Below are 17,686 nucleotides of genomic sequence, written 5' to 3' on the forward strand. Positions count from 1 at the left end.
ACTCACGCCGGACTTCGGGCACCCGGGGACGGCCGACCAGGACCTGGAGCTGCGGGTCCGGACGGCGATGACGACCCAGGTGGGCGAGTCGATGGTCGAGCGCGGCGACCTGGCCGCAGCGGCGCGGGCGCTGGCCCCGGACGCCGGCCACGACCGGGTCGGCTGGGCGTGGCAGGGCCCGATGCTCCTGGTCCGCAGCCGCTTGCACGCCGAGCGCGGCCGTCCGGCCGCCGCGCTCGCGGTCCTGCTGGAGTACGGCGCGCAGGAGCGGTGGGCCGGGGTCACCAATCTCGCCCTGGCACCGTGGCGCTCGCACGCGGCCCTCGCGCACCATGCGCTGGGTCAGCGCAAGGACGCCCTGCGACTGGCCGCTGAGGAGTTGGAGCTGGCGCACCGCTGGGGCACCGCGCGGTCGATCGGGGTGGCGTCGCGCTGCCTGGGCGTCGTGACCGGCGGGGCCGAAGGAACCGCCCTCCTGCGCGAAGCCGTCACCGCGCTGAAGCACTCCCCGGCCCGACTCGAACTGGCCCGCGCCCGGTACGAACTGGGGATCGCCCTGGCACGCACCGGCGAGGCCGATCCCGCCCGGCACAGCCTCGCCCGGGCACTGGACCTCGCCCACGCGTGCAACAGCGCCCTGCTGGCCGGCCGGGCGCGCCGCGCGTTGACCGAACTGGGCGTACACCCCCGCCCGGCACCACCGCCCACCCCCGCCCTGTCGATGACCGAGCACCGCATGCTGGACCTGATCGCTGCGGGCCACAACGACCGGCAGATCGCCCAGGCCCTGCTGCTCACCCCGCAGGACGTGACCGTACTGACCGGCCGGATGGCCCGCACCCTGGGCGCAACCGACCGAGCCGACCTGGCCGACCTGGCCGACCGCGCCCAAGGCATCACACCTGGGAGCCAGCCGTGACCGCGGGACGACGGCCACGGCGCACCGGCACGCCCACGCTCCTGGCCCACCCGCACCAGGCGCGCACACACCAGGCGCACACGCACGCCTGCCGCTCGGCAGGCCCGAGGACGCCGCCCTCACCGGCGAGTGACGCCTGCGCGACGGCCGCCCGTGGCAGGCCGGGGAGGCAGTCCGAGCGCCGAATCGGCCGGGCGGTGCCCGCCTCGAGAGCTCGAGCCGGGCACCGTGGACGGCGTCGGTCAGGTCTACCCCTCGACCGTCCAGTGCTGCAGCTCCGAGTTGATGTTCGGCTGCTGCGTGAGCGGAGAGAGGTTGTTCTTCGAAGCGGTGGTGAGCAGCAGCCCGCTGCGCACGTTGGTGATGACGGAGCCGCCGCTGGGCAACGGCGTGATGTTCCACTGCTCATTGGTGCTGTTGTCGACGCACGTCCACTGGTCCACCACGGCGCCCGCGGCGTAGGAGCCGCCGTTGTCCTCGGCGCACAGGTTCGACGAGCTGTTGACGAGGAAGTACGAGCCGTTGCCGTTCGGCACGGGCGAGAGCGTCCAGCTCTGGTTGCTGCCGCCGTTGGGTTCGTAGGTGATGTGTCGTTGCTTCGGCAAAACTAACCCCCAGGTGATCCCGCAGAATTGACCCCCCTGATCATCTGGAGGGTGCTGAAAGTGGAGGACTGGGCCGAGATACGCCGCCTGCACCGTGCGGAGGGCGTGCCCATCAAGGAGATCGCGCGGCGGCTGGGGGTGGCCCGGAACACGGTGCGGGCCGCGTTGAACTCGGACCGGCCGCCGGTGTTCCAGCGGGCCCCGCGGGGCCAGGTCGCGGATGCCTTCGAGCCGCAGATGCGGGCCCTGCTCCAGGAATGGCCGACGATGCCGGCCCCAGTGGTCGCGGAACGGATCGGCTGGCCGTACTCGTCGGCGCCGCTGCGCAAGCGGCTGGCGCTGATCCGGCCGGAGTACGTCGGGATCGACCCGGTCGACCGGGTGACCTACGAACCCGGGCAGGTCGCGCAGTGCGACTTGTGGTTCCCGGAGACGAAGGTGCAGGTCGGCGGCGGTCAGGAGCGGGTGCTTCCGGTGCTGGTGATGACGCTCGGGTTCTCGCGGTTCATGGCCGCGGTGATGATCCCGTCCCGGCAGGCCGGCGACATCCTGTCGGGCATGTGGCAGCTGATCGAGGGCATCGGCCGGGTCCCGAAGACGCTGGTCTGGGACCGGGAGGCGGCGATCGGCGGCAGCGGGAGGCTCACCGCTCCGGCGGCGGCGTTCGCCGGCACGCTGGCCACCAGGATCCAGCTCGCGCCGCCCCGCGACCCCGAGTTCAAGGGCATGGTCGAGCGGAGCAACGGCTACCTGGAGACCTCGTTCCTGCCCGGCCGCCTATTCGCCTCCCCGCAGGACTTCAACCAGCAGCTGCACCAGTGGCTGGTCAGGGCCAACTCCCGCACGGTCCGCTCGATCCAGGGCCGCCCGGTCGACCTGCTGGAGGCCGACTACCAGGCGATGGTCCCGCTGCCGCCGGTCGAACCGCCGATCGGGCTGAGTCAGCGGGTGAGGCTCGGTCGGGATTACTACGTCCGCGTCGACACCGTCGACTACTCGGTCGACCCGCAGGTCATCGGCCGGTTCGTCGACGTCACCGCCTCCCTGGGCACGGTGACGGTGTTCTGCGAGGGCCAGGTGGTCGCCCAGCACGAGCGGTCCTGGGCCAAGCAGCAGGTGGTCACCGACTCGGCCCACGCGGCCACCGCGCAGCGGATGCGCCAGGCCCTGGCGGATGACCGCGAGCGGCGCCAGGCGGCCAGCCGGCACCACAGCGACGGGCATGCCGTCGCACTACGGGCCCTGCCCGACTACGACGCGCTGTTCGGCGTCGACTTCGACCCCGCAAGCACGAAAGCGAGCAACGAATGACCACCGCCACTGCGGCGACCACGGCGCCGAAGGACGGCTTGCCGTCCATGCTGGCCTACCTGACCAGGGTCCTGAAGACCCCGACGATCGGCGCGTTCTGGGAGGAGCTGGCCGCCCAAGCCCGCGACGAGAACTGGTCCCACGAGGAGTACTTGGCCGCGCTGTTGCAGCGTCAGGTCGCGGACCGGGAGTCCAAGGGCACCATGATGCGGATCCGCACCGCCCACTTCCCGCAGGTCAAGACGCTGGAGGACTTCAACCTCGACCACCTGCCCTCGCTGCGGCGCGACATCCTGGCGCACCTGGCCACGGGCACCTTCGTCGCGAAGGCGGAGAACGTGATCCTGCTCGGCCCGCCCGGGATCGGGAAGACGCACCTGGCCATCGGGCTCGGCGTCAAGGCTGCCCACGCCGGCTACTCGGTCCTGTTCGACACCGCCAGCAACTGGATCACCCGCCTCGCCGAGGCTCACCAGGCCGGCCGCCTGGAAGCCGAGCTGAAGAAGATCCGCCGCTACAAGTTGATCATTATCGACGAGGTGGGCTACATCCCGTTCGACCAGGATGCCGCCAACCTGTTCTTCCAGCTCATCGCGTCGCGCTACGAGCAGGGCTCCGTGATGGTGACCTCGAACCTGCCCTTCGGGCGCTGGGGAGAGACCTTCTCCGACGACGTGGTCGCCGCCGCGATGATCGACCGCCTGGTCCACCACGCCGAGGTCCTCACCCTCACCGGCGACTCCTACCGCACCCGCCAGCGACGCGAACTCCTCGCCAAGGACCGCGGCCACCGCGACTGAACCACCAGGGGGTCAAATCTGCGGGAGCACTGCGTGTTCAATTCTGCGGAAGCATTGACAGTGATGAGCTGAACGCCCGTGCCGGTGCTGGCGTCGGGGTCGTCGAGAGCCATGCCCGCGGTGGTCAGCACGTGGTTGCCACTGTAGGCGGGCCCCACCCCGCTGACCGTCCACTCCTGCAGAGAGGAGCCTGTGTACTGCTGCTGCGTGGTCGCGCTGAGGCTGTCGCTCGAGGACGCGGTGAGCGCCAGCCAGCTGGAGACCGGGGAGATGGTGAACGAACCGTCCACCTGCTGAACGACGTTCCATTCCTCGTTCGTACTGCCGGGGACGCACGTCCACTGGTCCACCACGGCCCCGGCGGCGAGGCTGCCGGCGCGGATCTCGGCACACAGGTGCGACGTGGCGTTCTGCAGGTTGTAGTAGCCGTTGGCCAGCGGCACGAACTCCCAGCTCTGCGCGCTGCCGTTGTCGACGGGCTCGATGTCGAGCGGGGCGGCGTCGCCGTTCTTGCCGCCGTTGGACAGGGCCATACCGTCGATGCTCACGGTGTGGTAGCCGGTCAGGTTGAGGGCGGCCGTGGCGTGCGTCACGTGCGCACCGTGGGTGGTGGCCGACGCGGCGGGCATCGCGCCGAGGGCCGCCGCGGCGACGCCCACCCCCACGACGACGTGCCACTGAGACCAAGATCGCTTCACTTCAAGACGCTCCCTTGTCTGACGCGGGGCGAAAACCAGGACCCTGTAGTGCCGGCGAACCGGACCCCCCAGCCCTGCCCGCCCCGCTTGCTGGCTTGCTGCGTTCTCGACGATAGAAGCCACGTACGGCCGTGCCCGTGTTGCCCGACAGCCCAGGTCAGGCCCGCCGGCCGGCAGAAAGCGGCAGGAACCGGCGGCTCGCTGACCACCACACAGCGCTGCCTGCACCCGAAGCTGCACCCGAACCTGCGCTCGTCGGGACCCCGCCCGCGGCAACGACACAGGCCCGCCGACCTCCGTCAGTTGGAGTGCGAAGGCCGGTCGCCGTGGCACGAGCCCCCTGGGCCTGGGTATCCCGTGTCCATCTGCCGGCTCGGCGGTTCGGTTGACGGTCCGTCCGGCCGGCACCCTCCCCCTCGTCCCAGACCGGTCGAAGCTGCCCAGCCTGCGGTCCTCCGTCCCGCTGTTCTTTCAGGTCGCGTGGGAAACCAGCAGGTCAAGGCATATGTCGTCCCGAGATTCCCTAGCTTGCCCGGCACTCCTGGCAGCTTCGCTGCGACCTGCCGCAAGATCTTCCTCGGAGGTGCGGACAGCCCTGCGGCCCGCTGGCAGGCCCTCTCCCAGGACCTTGGATCGGCCTGTTCAACAACCTCCGAACGTGTTGCCTGTTGTCCAGCCCCAGGAGGGGGAATTCTCTTGAAGAACACGATGCGTCGGCTTCGGGCCAGTGCCGGAGTACTGGTCGCGACGGCGGCCCTGGTGGCCGCCGGGGCTCCCATGGCCCAGGCGTCTGGAAACGAGAGCCCGGGATACTGGAACCCGATCTGCCTGGCTCACGGCAGCCACGACTGGACCGTGAACGGTATGACCATTCCGGTGCCGACTGAGCAGTTGCAGGAGGGCAACCCCTACGGGACCGCCGACTGCGTCGAGTTCCTCCAGGCGTTGCTGGGCATCCCGGAGGACGGCAGCTTCGGCCCGCAGACCAACGCGGCGGTCCGCAACTTCCAGCAGGCCAACCTGGTCCGGGGCTACTGCGGCCCGGTGGACGGCGTCGTGGGCCCTCGCACCTGGTATTGCCTGATGGCCCAGAACTGACCGACCTCCCCGTGAGTGGCCCCTGCGCCCCGGTTGTCTCGGTCGGCCACACGCTGTGGCCGCGCAGGAATGCCGGATGGGTGCTATTCAGCCTGTGACGGACCAGGGTCAGTGACAGACGGGCCCCGAGGTCACGACCTGACCTCGGGGCCCGCGTTCGCAGACACCGCCGACCGATGCCCGCGGAAGCCTCCGCACTGGCGTGGGACGCCGGGCAAGGTGTGTCTGCGGGTCCCGGCGAAGGCTCGTGCGGTCCCGCAGTATCCGGACGTGGCCTGACGGTTGCTTGATGGACACTCAGTCTTTCTCGTGTGCCCGTCTGGGCGGTGAAGCATACGCGCGCACAGCAATGTGCGACTTCATTGGCTCGACTTGTAGGGAGAGCATGATGCCCAGGTACACCCGTCCGGCCTTGGTCGGACTGGCCACGGCGACCGCAGCCGCGCTGTGCGGGCTTCCGGTCGTGAACGCCAGCGCCGAGGGAGACGCGTCCACCAGCAAGCACGTCCTGCTCATCTCGGTCGACGGCATGCACCAGAGTGATCTCGACTGGTACATCGCCAACCACCCGGGCTCAACGCTCGCCAGACTGACGCACACCGGCAGCGAGTACACCAATGCGGAGACGTCCAACCCGTCGGACTCCGACCCGGGCGGCACCGCGCTGATGACCGGCGGTAACCCCAGGTCCACCGGCGTCTACTACGATGTCGAGTACAGCCACAAGACGGACGAGCCCGGGGCCACCTGCACGCCTGGCCGGCCGGCTACCGGTGGTGACGTCATCTACGACTCGCCGGACGACGCACTGGCGAACGTCAAGGACTTCATCAACCCCGCGAACGGCACCTTCCCGTCGTTCGACGAGAACGGCTCGGTCTACCCCCAGGGCGTCGACACCAACCCTGCCGCGATCATGAACCTGAAGTTCGACCCGAAGACGTCGCTCAACCCGAAGACGTTCCCGGTCGACCCCAAGACCTGCAAGCCGATCACCCCGTGGGACTACCTCGGCGACAACACGATCTTCCAGGTCATCCACAACGCCGGCCTGCGCACCGCGTGGTCCGACAAGCACGAGGTCTACGCGTCCTTCAACGGTCCCGGCTCCAACGGTCAGAGCATCGACGACCTCTTCTCGCCGGAGATCGACTCACAGGCTGTCATGCCGAACGGCGTCCCGTACCCGCAGGACGACGACTGGGCGCACATCGACGCCGCCACCAAGCAGTACGACGGTTACAAGGTCCAGGCCGTCCTCAACGAGATCGGCGGCCGCGACCACTCGGGCAAGACCAAGGTCGGCACCCCGGCGATCTTCGGCATGAACTTCCAGACCGTCTCGGTCGCGCAGAAGATCCGCTCGACCCCGACGACGCTCATCGGACCGGACGCCCACGGCAACTACACCACCAGCGCTCCGGAAGCGGGCGGCTACCAGTGGGTGCACGGCAAGCTGGTCCCCGGGCCGGTGCTGTCCAGCGCGCTGGACTATGTCAACGCCCAGCTCGGCCGCATGGTCCGCGCCATCCACAAGGACGGCCTCGCGGGCTCGACGACGATCATCGTGACGGCCAAGCACGGTCAGTCCCCGCAGGACCCCAACAAGCTCGTCACCGTCCAGGACGGTCCGATCATCAGCGCGATCAACGCCGCCTGGGCGAAGACGCATCCGGGCAACCAGAGCCTCATCGTGGCCGGAACCGACGACGACCTGTGGCAGTCCTACCTGTCGGACAACTCGCAGGCCGCCTGCGACTTCGTCAAGCGCTACCTGTGGGACCACACCGCGCAGGGCTATGACGTCAACAAGAAGCCGGTCACCGTCGCGCACTCGGGCCTGGCGCAGATCTGGGCCGGCGCAGCCGCCGCGCACTTCTTCGGCGTCCCGGTGAACAACGGCCACTACCCGGACGTCTTCGGCGAGGTCCAGCAGGGCATCGTCTACTCGAAGCCGACCAAGCTGGCCGAGCACGGTGGCATGAACACCGGCGACCGGCACGTCCTGATGCTTGTCGACGGCCCGGGCATCCCGGCTCAGGTCGAGTCCGCCTCGGTCGAGACCACCCAGGTCGCCCCCACGATCCTGTCCGTTCTGGGGCTCAACCCGCGCGAGCTGACAGCCGTCAAGGTCGAGCACACGAAGGTCCTTCCCGGCCTCGCCGCACGCCGCTGGGACCAGTGACCCGCTGCCTCTCCTCGCCAGCTGATTGACCGGCAGCACCCAAGCGGGAGGCCGGGGCCCATTCGCCCCGGCCTCCTCGCGTCCGTCCCAGGCGGCTGATCGGAGCGAAGGCGCAGGTCACTGCGTGGCCGGAGGGACGTCCGGGACCGCCGAGTCGTCGAGGGCCCCAGGCATCCGCCTGCCCGGATTCAAGGGGGAGCCCCTCGACAACGGGAAGCGCACCAGGTCGAGCGCCTGGACATACGCCGGCACGACCGACTCGGCGGAGTCCTTCCTGAGTGCCGGCAATGCCCAACCCCGAGGCTGGGACGGGGGTCTCAGAACGCGCAGGAGTGCCGCATCGCCTCCCGGCGCCAGGACCGCTGGGACCGAATCGCGTTCATAGAATTCGCTGATCGGCACGCTCCAACACGCGCGATCAGCAAGACGTCTCCTACGTGCAGTCCTCTCACGGTCCGGCGGCCGTCTCCGCCGTGTTCGACGAGCAGAGCCTGTTCGCGGATGCCGGGCTCGTCCCGCTGGTCCGCCTGGCCGAGCGTTGCGGCCTGCCAGGTCCGGTCGCGCGAAATGAACACTCGGGAATCGCGCCGGTGGATTCGAGTCGGCGACGGCCGCGCATAGCGACGGCCGCGCATAAAGAGGTTTGATCACGTCCCGGGGCGTGATTTCGCAGGGCGGCCGTATATTTTGGTCATTGCACCCGGGGACCGAATGGAGCTCTCACCATGCTCGAAATGATTCATCATGACCGGCGCCCCGGTGCCGGGCCCACCGTCCTGTTCGTTCCGGGCCTGGGAATGACCGCGCGGTGTTTCGCGCCGGTGGTGGCCGCGCTCGGGACGGAGTACGACGTCGTCACCGTGGACCTGCGTGGGCACGGGGCGAGCCCGGAGCCCCCGCTCGGGTGGACGATCGAGGACGCCGCCGACGATCTGGCGCAGCTCGTGGAGCGGCTCGACCTGCGCGACGTCACGTTGGTCGGGTGGTCGCTCGGCGCGACGGTCACCTACAACTACCTCGAACGGCATGGGACGGAGCGGGTCTCCCGGCTGGTCTCGGTGGAGATGTCGCCGTCCCTGCTGCGCGAGGAGGGTTGGGAGCACGCCGCGTTCGGCGGTCTGGACGCGGTCGGCGCCCTGCAGGCGACCCGGCAGCAGTGGACCGACCCGGACGCCTACCTGACGGCCTTGATGGAGAACTGCTTCGCGTCCGGCAGCGAGCCCGATCCCGCCGTGCTGCAGCCGCTGTTGGCCGAGTCGCTGCGGACGTCGCGGCTGGCGCTGCTGGCCCTGTGGAGCGGAGTGCTCGGCCAGGACTGGCGCGAGCGGATCGGAGGGCTGGCGCTGCCGACCCTGCTGGTGCACGGCGCGAAGAGCCGGATATTTCCCACGGAGGTGGGCAAGTGGCTGCTGACCGCCCTGCCTGACGCCCGGTTGGAGATGTTCCCGCACAGCGGCCACGCGCCCTTCCTCGAGGAGCCGGACCGGTTCGTCCAGACACTGCGCGACTTCGTCGACCGGACGGCGGGCGCGTGAGCCGGCTGCGCGGCAACCCCTGGGCGACGCTGGTCGTGCTGTCCCTGGGCTACTTCATGACCTTGCTGGACTCGACGATGGTCACCATCGCGATCCCCGGCATGATGGGCTCCCTGCACGCCGCGCTGCCCCAGGTGCTGTGGGCGCTGAACGGCTACATCATCACCGTCACCGTCCTGTTGATCACTGCGGGGCGCTTGGGCGACCGGTACGGCCCGCGGCGGATGTTCGTCGTGGGCGTCCTGCTCTTCACCGTCGCGAGCCTGTTGTGCGGGCTCGCGACGGTCACCGGCGTCCTCGTCGGCGCCCGCGTGCTGCAGGGCGTCGGCGCGGCGCTGCTCATGCCGCAGAGCCTGACCTTGATCGTGGCCTCGTTCCCGCGCGAGCGGCGCGGCACGGCGCTCGGAGTGTGGGGCGCGATCGGCGGAGTGGCCTCGGTGCTCGGCCCGTCACTCGGCGGTCTGCTGATCGACGCGGCCGGCTGGCGCTGGATCTTCCTGATCAACCTGCCGATCGGCGTGCTGGTCGTGGTGGCGGGCCTGACGATCATTCCGGACCTGCGGACGGGTCGGCAGCACTCCTTGGATCTGATCGGCGTCGGGCTCGCCTCGGTGGCCCTCGCCTGCTTCGCCTACACCGTGACCAACGGCGCCGATCAGCACTGGGGCCCCGTCGTCTGGGCCCTGCTGCTGGCGGCCGCGCTCCTCGGCGTGGGATTCGCCGCGCGCCAGCGACGGCGTCAGGACCGCGACCCCCTGGTGCCCTTCGCCCTCCTGCGGATCCGCAGCTACACCGTGATGCTCGGGATCGCTGCGGCGATCACCGGCGCGACCTTCGCCATCACGGTGGTGGCCGTGCTGTACTCCCAGTCGGTCCTCGGCCTGAGCCCCTTCCGGGCGGGGGTGATCCTGGCGCCGGCGTCGGCGACGTCCATGCTGGTGGCCTTCTACGCGGGGCGGCTGGCGGACCGGATCGAGGGCCGGCACATCCTGCTGACCGGTATGGTCGTCCAGGCCGCCGGCATCGTGTGGACCGCGCTGCTGATGACGGGCTCGGTCCACTGGACGGCCTTCCTGGCCCCGATGGCGGTCATCGGCATCGGCAACGGCTGCTCGATCGCGCCGAGGACGACGGTCGCCATGAGCGAGGTGCCGGCCGAGCTGACGGGTGCGGCTTCCGGGATCCTGGAGACCGTGCGGCAGGCGGGGGCGATGGTCTTCACCGCGGGCGTCGTGGCGCTGACTCAGGGTCTGCACTCGGTGGTCGGCGGCACCGGTCCGGCCCTGCGCGCGGCCGCGGTCCTGCCGGTGGCGGCGCTGGCGGTCGGCGCCGCCGCCTGCCTCGCGCTGTCACCAGGACCGGGCGAGGCGGCGCAGGAGACCGAGTCGGCCGCGCAGTCGCAGCCGGTACCGTCGGACTGACGGGGACCGGCCGGGTGAGTGCGACCGGAGGGGTTCGGCCGGAGGAGTGCGGCTTCCCGGTTCGGCGGACAGGACCGCTCGGCAGGTCCTCCCGTCCCCGGTCGGGGCGGCACTCCTCCGGTAGTCCGGTCCTCGGCCGTGCTACTCGCCGCCGGAACCGCTCTGTCCGGGAGTGTGGTGCTGGAGGAAGCTGATGTTCTCGTGGACGGTGGCGTGGTCCTCGGCCGCGAACAGGGCGTGGCCCGCGAACCACCAGCGGATCCGCAGGCCCTCGTACTCGAAGACCTTCGGGGCCCGGCGGCGGTCGAGGTCGATCGAGACGACGGCCCCGGGGTGCGGGAAGTCGTAGGACGGCCATGCGAGCGGAGCGTCGGTCCGGCCGGTGAAGAAGCCGACGCCGTAGTGCTGCCCGGTCGGCCGGGGACGGCTCGGGGTACGGCCGCTCAGCATCGCGTCGAAGTAGGCCTCGTAGGGACGCAGCTCGTAGGCCGATTCGAGCAGCTCGATCATCCGGCCGCCGGCGTAGCGGGTGTGGATCTCGACGAGCTCGACCCGGTCGTCGAGCAGTTTGATCTCGGCGTGCATCGGCGAGGTGACGAACCCCAGCGCCGACACGACGGCCTGGAGGTACTCCTCGACCTGTGCCCACCGCTCCTGGGTGTGCATGCTGGGCACCATCTGGCCGACCTCTTCGAAGTGCGGCGTGCCGGTGTTGAACTTGTCGGTCAGGGTGAACAGCGTGAGCCGCCCGTCGACGACCAGCCCCTCGGCGCTGATCTCGGTGCCCGGCACGTACTCCTCGACGATGACCTCGTGCGTACGGCGGTCCCCGCTCAGGTGGGCCACCCGACCGTCACGCTCGTCGCGATCGGTCTCGGCCAGGTTGTACGGCTCGAAGACGCGTGCCAGCTCGGAACGGTCGGCGACGAACTGCACCCCGTGGCTGCCGCTGAACGCGCGCGGCTTGACCACCACCGGCGGCTCGAGGCCGCCGAGCAGGTCCTCCTCGGGGGAGAGGAGCGAAGTCCGGTGAAAGCCGACCTTGGTGAGCCCGTGGTCGCGCAGCACTTCGCGGGTCTCCGACTTGTCCAGGACGCGGGCCTCGACGACGGACGGCGTGCCGGGAATGCCGAGCTGCTCGCGCACGGCCGCGGCCAGCTCCATGGAGAACTCGGTGATGGCGAGCACGGTCGCCGGCTCGATGTCGCGCACCGAGTCGGCGATGAGCTTCGGGTCGAGCGCCTCGACCGCACGGGTCTGCACGGCGGTGAGGCCGCCGATCTGCGCGAGCGACTCGGGCGTGTCGACGACCAGGAGCGAGACGCCGAGCGCGGCTGCGTCACGGATCGCGTTGTTCAGCTCGTGGACGCTCCACGGGACTCCGACGAGCACGACGGTCTTAGTATTCATTCCGCCATTTTCTTCGGACGCCCGCCGTGCAGACAATGCCGGGCCCTCTCAGGAATTGTTATCGGCCGATCAAAGATCATTATTGGACCACTCCACGGCGGGCTGCATAGGATTTTTTCGGCCGCGTGCCATGCGGCGCCCGAACTATTCGAATTGAATTCATCGATCTGCCAGGAGCATCATGATCGGAACCATCGACCGGGAGATCCTGCTCGCCCACGCACGGACGATCGCCTCGTCCGGGGGGAAGGCGGTCCCCGACGGGGCGAAGGAGCTCGCCGACCTGGAGGTCTCCGGTCCCGCCGAGATCACGGCCATGACCAGGGCGGCGGCCGAACGCGACGGGAGCGTGCTCGTCTCCAGCGGCGGCACCACGGGCACCCCGAAGCTGACCTACCTGCCCCACCACATGGCCTTCGACCGGCTCCTGCCGGTCTGGCGACCGCTGGGCGTCGGTGACGTCGTGCTCAACCTCTACGACGCGGGCCGTATGTGGGGCACCCACTACTTCGTCCAGAAGCTCGCCGAGCGCACCGAGTCCACGGTCATCCCCTCGGGGCCCATGACGGCCGAGGAGCTCGAACTGCGGCTTCCGATGCTCCGTGACGTCGGCGTCAGCGTGCTGGCCAGCGTTCCGTCCGGTCTCGCCGACTTCGCCGAGATCGTGCTGAAGACCGGAGTGAAGCCGCCGATCAAGAAGATCATCTGGATGGGCGAGGCATGGACCGAGTCCAAGCGCGAGCTCGTCCGGCAGGCATTTCCCGACGTGCGGCTGTGGGGCATCTACGGCTCGGTCGAGACCTGGGCGATGGGGTCCAACCGGCCGGAGTGCGACGAGACGACACTCCATCTGCTCGCCGACGAGATCTTCGAGTTGGAGGACGCCGGCACCCTGCTGACCCGGGTCGGCGAGGGGTGGACCGTGCCCGTCGTCCGCTACCGCCTCGGCGACCGCGTCGAGGCGGCCGAGTGCCGCTGCGGACGCGGCGACGCGTTCAGGGTCCTGGGGCGCGCCGACGACGGGTTCAGCCTCCTCGGCAACTACGTCAACACCGCGGACATCGTCGACCGCGCCCGGCAGTGCCCGGAGGTGGTGGACGCCCAGCTCGTGCTCGTCCGCGACCCCGACACGGCCGACGCGGCGCGTTCGATGACCGTCGAGTACACCGGGGCGGCCACCCCGGAGGCCGTCCGGACCTGGCTGACGGGGGGCCATGTGCGGCTCGGCACCACCGGCAGCCAGCACCCCGAGGCGATCTCCGCCCGCCGGGTCGACCGTCTGCGCCGCATCGCCAGGACCAACAAGACGCCGGGCGCGGTGTGGCAGGACGCGACGGGAAGCGAATCCTGACTCCCGGAGAACCAGTGGACCCAGCAGGTCGCATGACCTGCTGGGTCCACTGGTTCTCAATGCCTCACGCGGTGACGTCCAGCCAGGGGGCGCGGACCGCCTCGTACGCCGCGATCCGGTCCGCGGAGCGCAACGTCATCTCCAGCTGGGTCAGCCCGGAGACGAGCCTGTCACGGGCCTCGTCGTCGAGTCGGAACGGCGCCGCCCGCACCCCCGCGGCCTCGCAGGTGACCGTCAGCCCGGCCACGTCGATCCTGATCTCGGCGGCGGCGTCGGCCGTGACGGCGGCCATCACGGCGGCGACCACCGCCGGCTCGCACAGGACGGGGACCAGCCCGGCGTTCGGCATGTTGTTGCGGAAGATGTCCGCGAACCCCGGCGCGATCACCGCCCGGAAGCCCCACTCGTGCAGCGCCCACGGCGCGTGTTCGCGCGACGAACCGCAGCCGAAGTTCGGGCCGCTGACCAGAACCGTCGCCCCGGCGCGTTCCGGCCGGTTGAGGACGAAGTCCGGGTCCTGGCGCCACTGCTCGAAGAGGCCGTCGGCGTAACCGGTGCGGGTGGTCTTCTTCAGCCACGCGGCGGGGATGATCTGGTCGGTGTCGACGTTGGGCCGGTCCAGGGGCACCCCACGGCCGGTGACGTGGACGAGCGGTTCCATACGGCTTGCTCCCTACAGGTCGGCCGGCGTGACGAAACGCCCGGCGACGGCGGTGGCGGCGGCCGTGGCGGGAGACACCAGGTGCGTCCTCGCCCCTGGGCCCTGCCGGCCTTCGAAGTTGCGGTTGGAGGTCGAAGCACAACGCTGCCCCGGCCCGACCGTGTCACCGTTGATGCCGACGCACATCGAGCAGCCCGGCATGCGCCACTCGAAACCGGCCGCGGTGAAGACCCGGTCCAGGCCCTCCTGTTCGGCCAACTGGCGCACGAGCATCGAGCCGGGGACGACCAGGCCGCGCACGCCGTCGGCCACGCGGCGCCCGCGCAGCACCTCGGCCGCGGCGCGCAGATCCTCGATCCGGCTGTTGGTGCAGGACCCGATGAAGACCACGTCGACGCCGATGTCGCGCATGGCGGTGCCGGGTCGCAGGTCCATGTAGGCAAGGGCGCGCTCAGCGGCGGCCCGCTCGCCGGGATGCGCGATGCCGGCCGGGTCGGGGACCACGCCGTCGACCGGCACGCTCTGCCCGGGGTTGGTGCCCCAGGTCACCCGCTGCACGACGGCACCCGCGTCGACGACCAGTTCGCGGTCGAAGACCGCGTCCGCGTCACTGCGCAGGGTCCGCCACGCGGCGACGGCCTCGTCCCACAGATCGCCGCGCGGGGCGCGGGGGCGGCCCTCCAGGTAGGCGAACGTGGTCTCGTCGGGGGCGACCAGACCACTGCGCGCCCCCATCTCGACGGCCATGTTGCAGAGCGTCATCCGCCCTTCCATGGACAGCGCGCGGACGGCCGGGCCGCGGAACTCGATGACCGTCCCCGTGCCCGCGTCGGTGCCTCCGGCGGCGAGGATGCCGAGCGCGAGGTCCTTGGCCGTGACGCCCGGCCCGAGCTCGCCGGTGACCGTGACGGCCATGGACAGCGGACGGCGGGCCCGCAGGGTCTGCGTCGCGAGAACATGTTCGATCTCGCTGGTGCCGATGCCGAACGCGATGGCGCCGAACGCGCCGTGGGTGGCGGTGTGACTGTCTCCGCACACGATGGTCGTACCGGGCCGGGTGAGTCCCATCTGCGGGCCGATCACGTGCACGATGCCCTGCCCCGGGCTTCCCACCTGGTGCAGCTCGATGTCGTTGTCACGGCAGTTGTCGGCGAGCACCCGCAACTGCTGTGCGGCGCTCGCGTCCGCCGGCAGCTCCCGCCCGTCGGTCGGGACGTCGTGGTCGGTCGTGGCGACCGAGTGGGAGGGACGCCGTACCGTGCGGCCGGCCTCGCGCAGCCCGGCGAACGCCTGGGGCGAACTGACCTCGTGCAGCAGGTGCAGGTCGATGTAGAGGAGGTCGGACGCTCCGGGTTCCACGACGTGCAGGTCCCAGATCTTGTCTACCAGGGTCTTGGGGGTCAAGACTCGCCCTTTCGGAGCATGTCGCCGACGCCGGGGCGTCAGGAGGAAGTCGTGGCCGGGAGGTAGCGGCGCCGGATCAGCGCGCGGTCGGCCTTGCCGACGACGGTGCGCGGGATCCGGTCGAACGCCAGGACCGCGCTGGTCAGCCCTCGGGCGGTGAGGAGCTCGTCGACGGCTGCGACGGCGTCGTCCGCGGCGGTTCCCTCCGCCGGGCGCAGCACCACGAGCACGCGGTTGCTCAGAGTCTCCGGGTCGACGGCGAGGCTGACGGACTCGGCGACCGGGCATCGCTCCGCGATGAGGTCGTCGAGCTGGGGAACGGCCAGCGGACCGTCGGTGGCCAGCACGAGGTCGGTGACCCGTCCCAGCAGGCGGAGACTGCCGTCGTCCAGGCGCTGGGCGACGTCTCCGGTCCAGAAGTCGGCACCGCGGAACGTGTGCGCGTTGGCCTCGTCGTCGTCCAGGTAGCCGTTGCTGGTGCAGTCGGACGTGAGCACCAGATGGCCGAGGTCGTCCCGGTCGTACCCGGCGAGCGCCTCCAGCCGGGAGCGGACGCCCGCGACCTCGCGCATTCCGCCGCCGGTCTGCACCTCGTCCGCCATGTTCCCCAGGGCCAGGCCGAACTCGGTCGAGCCGTAGACGTGGCGGATGCGGATGCCGAGCACGTCGGCGGCGGTGGCGACGAGGGCCGGACTCGCGTAGGCGCCACCGCACATCGGGCGGCGCAGGCGGGAGAGATCGGCGCCGGGCGCCCGTCGGGCGGCGGCGACCAGGTCCACGTAGTGGTTGGGCAGCATGCTGGTGAACGTGGCGCCGGTCGCGGCCAGTTGCGACAGCAGCGTCGCCGGCTCCGCGCGCGGGTCGGCGAGGACCAGGCGGGCGCCGGCGAGCAGCGCCGCGAACGCGTGCAGGTCGGTCGCGTGCGCCACGTCGAGGGTGTGCCGGCAGAAGAACGCGTCCCGCTCGGTCGCCTCGATGTGGGCGATCCAGCGTCGGCGCTCGCGGACGAACGGTTCCTGACGCCAGGTCACGAGCTTGGGCGCCTTCGTCGAGCCGGAGGTCCACAGCATCCGGAAGGTCCCCGGTGCGGTCGCCCGTCCCTTCGGCGCCGTGCCGCGGGCGACGGTCGCGTCGGCGGGGGTCTGCAGTTCGGCGAGCTCCACGCGAGGCAGACTGACGCCGGGGCGGTGGTGGTTGTCCGGCCCGACCCAGAGCGCCGGCTCCGTCATCCGCAGGGCACGGGCCACGGCGTCGGCGTCGAAGTCGTCGAGCAACGGGACGTATGCGGCGCCGACCGCGCAGATGCCGAGCAGGAACGCCACGTAGGACGCGTCGTTGGCCAGGCCCGAGCAGACGACCACACGGCCCTCGGTGACGCCCCGGGCCCGCAGGCCGACCGCGATCCGGTCGGCCTGCGCGAGCAGTTCGGCGTACGTGGTGAGCCGGCCGGCCGTGGTCTCGACCGCGATCGCGTCCGGCCGGCGCCGCGCGATCGCCGCGACCGCGTCGTAGAGCGCTGTCACGCGGAGACCCAGCCGGCGTAGGTGGCGAAGCGGAAGTCCTTGGCGAGGCAGTCGACGCTGCGGAACCCGACGTCACGCAGCCACTGCAACTGGGTCTCCAGGTCGATGCAGTTGTCGAACTTCATCCGCTCGCGTCCGGCCGCCCACTCGTGGGCCGGCGCCTGCTCACGGGCCACGTGCAGTTCGTGCTGGCTGTCGTAGAGGGACTCCAGGTGCGGCAGCGGGCCCTGCACCTGCTCGACGTTGACGAAGACGCCGCCGGGGCGCAGCGCCTCGCGGATGCGCCGGAACAGGTGGCGCTTGTCCGCGTGGCTCAGGTGGTGGATCGCGAGGCCGGAGACGACCGCGTCGAACTGCCCTTCCGGCAGCGGGTCGGTGAGGTCTCCGGTCTGCACCGTGACCCCGTCCTGGCTGGCGAAGCGGCTGCGGGCCTGGGCGAGCATCAGTTCCGAGCGGTCGACGAGCGTCACGGTCGCCTCGGGGAGTTCACGCAGGATCGCCGCGCTCAGCAGACCGGTGCCGGCGCCCAGGTCGAGCACCGTGGGATTGGCCGGCGCCGTCGCCGCGACGGCCCGCACCGCGGCCTCGTAAATCAGGTCGAACGACGGAATCAGCTGGCGGCGCAGCGCGTCGAACGTCGTCGGGTCCCAGAGGTCGTTCCCCTTGATCTCAAATGCCTGCACCACGTCTTCTCTCCGTTCGTCCTCGGTCCGCCGATGCGGAACCGGAGCGAGTCTTCCGGCGTGCAAGAACTGGTGTCAACGC

At 70.5% G+C, this 17,686-nt stretch carries 15 protein-coding genes; 8 read left to right on the forward strand and 7 right to left on the reverse strand.

Annotated elements, in window-relative coordinates; all coding sequences use genetic code 11:
- A partial coding sequence (locus tag TR50_RS23665; RefSeq protein WP_042425368.1) for a LuxR C-terminal-related transcriptional regulator occupies positions 1-919 on the forward strand: 919 nt, incomplete at its 5' end.
- A 248-nt stretch (positions 920-1,167) separates the two neighbouring features.
- On the opposite strand, the gene TR50_RS23670 is transcribed toward TR50_RS23665, so the two are convergent.
- Positions 1,168-1,524 (reverse strand): RICIN domain-containing protein, encoded by a 357-nt coding sequence (locus TR50_RS23670; RefSeq protein ID WP_042425370.1) that lies wholly within the window; start codon positions 1,522-1,524, stop codon positions 1,168-1,170.
- A gap of 51 nt (positions 1,525-1,575) precedes the next feature.
- Between TR50_RS23670 and istA the strand changes: the two genes are divergently transcribed.
- Positions 1,576-2,835 carry an IS21 family transposase gene (gene istA, locus TR50_RS23675; RefSeq protein ID WP_042425507.1) on the forward strand — a complete coding sequence of 420 codons (1,260 nt, stop codon included), beginning with the start codon at positions 1,576-1,578 and terminating at the stop codon, positions 2,833-2,835.
- The gene (gene istB, locus TR50_RS23680) at positions 2,832-3,635 is read left to right on the forward strand and encodes an IS21-like element helper ATPase IstB (protein WP_042425373.1); all 804 of its coding nucleotides are present in this window, start codon (positions 2,832-2,834) and stop codon (positions 3,633-3,635) included. The genes istA and istB overlap by 4 nt, the downstream gene beginning before the upstream one ends.
- Here the strand turns inward: istB and TR50_RS23685 are convergent.
- A complete protein-coding gene (locus tag TR50_RS23685; protein WP_152648584.1) occupies positions 3,578-4,333 on the reverse strand; it encodes an RICIN domain-containing protein in 756 nt (251 codons plus the stop codon). The genes istB and TR50_RS23685 overlap by 58 nt on opposite strands.
- 696 nt (positions 4,334-5,029) lie before the next feature.
- Between TR50_RS23685 and TR50_RS47815 the strand changes: the two genes are divergently transcribed.
- The 4 genes from TR50_RS47815 to TR50_RS23705 all read left to right on the forward strand — a co-directional run bounded on the left by TR50_RS47815 (position 5,030) and on the right by TR50_RS23705 (position 10,572).
- On the forward strand, positions 5,030-5,431 hold the full coding sequence (locus TR50_RS47815; RefSeq protein WP_084700855.1) for a peptidoglycan-binding domain-containing protein: 402 nt from the start codon (positions 5,030-5,032) through the stop codon (positions 5,429-5,431).
- Positions 5,432-5,819: 388 nt separating this feature from the next.
- A complete protein-coding gene (locus tag TR50_RS23695) occupies positions 5,820-7,616 on the forward strand; it encodes an alkaline phosphatase family protein (protein ID WP_052441267.1) in 1,797 nt (598 codons plus the stop codon).
- A 725-nt stretch (positions 7,617-8,341) separates the two neighbouring features.
- Complete coding sequence (locus TR50_RS42885) at positions 8,342-9,151, forward strand: alpha/beta fold hydrolase (RefSeq protein WP_084700857.1); 810 nt, start codon at positions 8,342-8,344, stop codon at positions 9,149-9,151.
- Positions 9,148-10,572 carry an MFS transporter gene (locus TR50_RS23705; RefSeq protein ID WP_052441269.1) on the forward strand — a complete coding sequence of 475 codons (1,425 nt, stop codon included), beginning with the start codon at positions 9,148-9,150 and terminating at the stop codon, positions 10,570-10,572. Before TR50_RS42885 ends, TR50_RS23705 begins: the two co-directional genes overlap by 4 nt.
- Positions 10,573-10,713: 141 nt before the next feature.
- Here TR50_RS23705 and TR50_RS23710 read toward each other — a convergent pair whose 3' ends face one another.
- Complete coding sequence (locus TR50_RS23710; protein WP_084700859.1) at positions 10,714-11,982, reverse strand: ATP-grasp domain-containing protein; 1,269 nt, start codon at positions 11,980-11,982, stop codon at positions 10,714-10,716.
- A 181-nt stretch (positions 11,983-12,163) separates the two neighbouring features.
- Between TR50_RS23710 and TR50_RS23720 the strand changes: the two genes are divergently transcribed.
- A complete protein-coding gene (locus tag TR50_RS23720; RefSeq protein WP_052441270.1) occupies positions 12,164-13,333 on the forward strand; it encodes an AMP-binding protein in 1,170 nt (389 codons plus the stop codon).
- Positions 13,334-13,397: 64 nt separating this feature from the next.
- Here TR50_RS23720 and leuD read toward each other — a convergent pair whose 3' ends face one another.
- From leuD to TR50_RS23740, 4 genes are read right to left on the reverse strand one after another with little or no spacing between them, the layout of a single operon-like run.
- Positions 13,398-13,994 carry a 3-isopropylmalate dehydratase small subunit gene (gene leuD / locus TR50_RS23725; protein WP_042425392.1) on the reverse strand — a complete coding sequence of 199 codons (597 nt, stop codon included), beginning with the start codon at positions 13,992-13,994 and terminating at the stop codon, positions 13,398-13,400.
- Between the two features lie 12 nt (positions 13,995-14,006).
- Positions 14,007-15,398, reverse strand: coding sequence for a 3-isopropylmalate dehydratase large subunit (gene leuC / locus TR50_RS23730; RefSeq protein ID WP_042425520.1), 1,392 nt, complete (start codon positions 15,396-15,398; stop codon positions 14,007-14,009).
- A gap of 38 nt (positions 15,399-15,436) precedes the next feature.
- Positions 15,437-16,921, reverse strand: a complete 1,485-nt coding sequence (locus tag TR50_RS49080; RefSeq protein WP_042425395.1) for a class I adenylate-forming enzyme family protein — start codon at positions 16,919-16,921, stop codon at positions 15,437-15,439.
- A complete protein-coding gene (locus TR50_RS23740) occupies positions 16,918-17,607 on the reverse strand; it encodes a class I SAM-dependent methyltransferase (protein WP_042425398.1) in 690 nt (229 codons plus the stop codon). The genes TR50_RS49080 and TR50_RS23740 overlap by 4 nt, the downstream gene beginning before the upstream one ends.
- Positions 17,608-17,686 lie beyond the last annotated feature (79 nt).

This window comes from Streptacidiphilus anmyonensis, from assembly GCF_000787855.1.
In the GTDB taxonomy this organism is placed as follows: domain Bacteria; phylum Actinomycetota; class Actinomycetes; order Streptomycetales; family Streptomycetaceae; genus Streptacidiphilus; species Streptacidiphilus anmyonensis.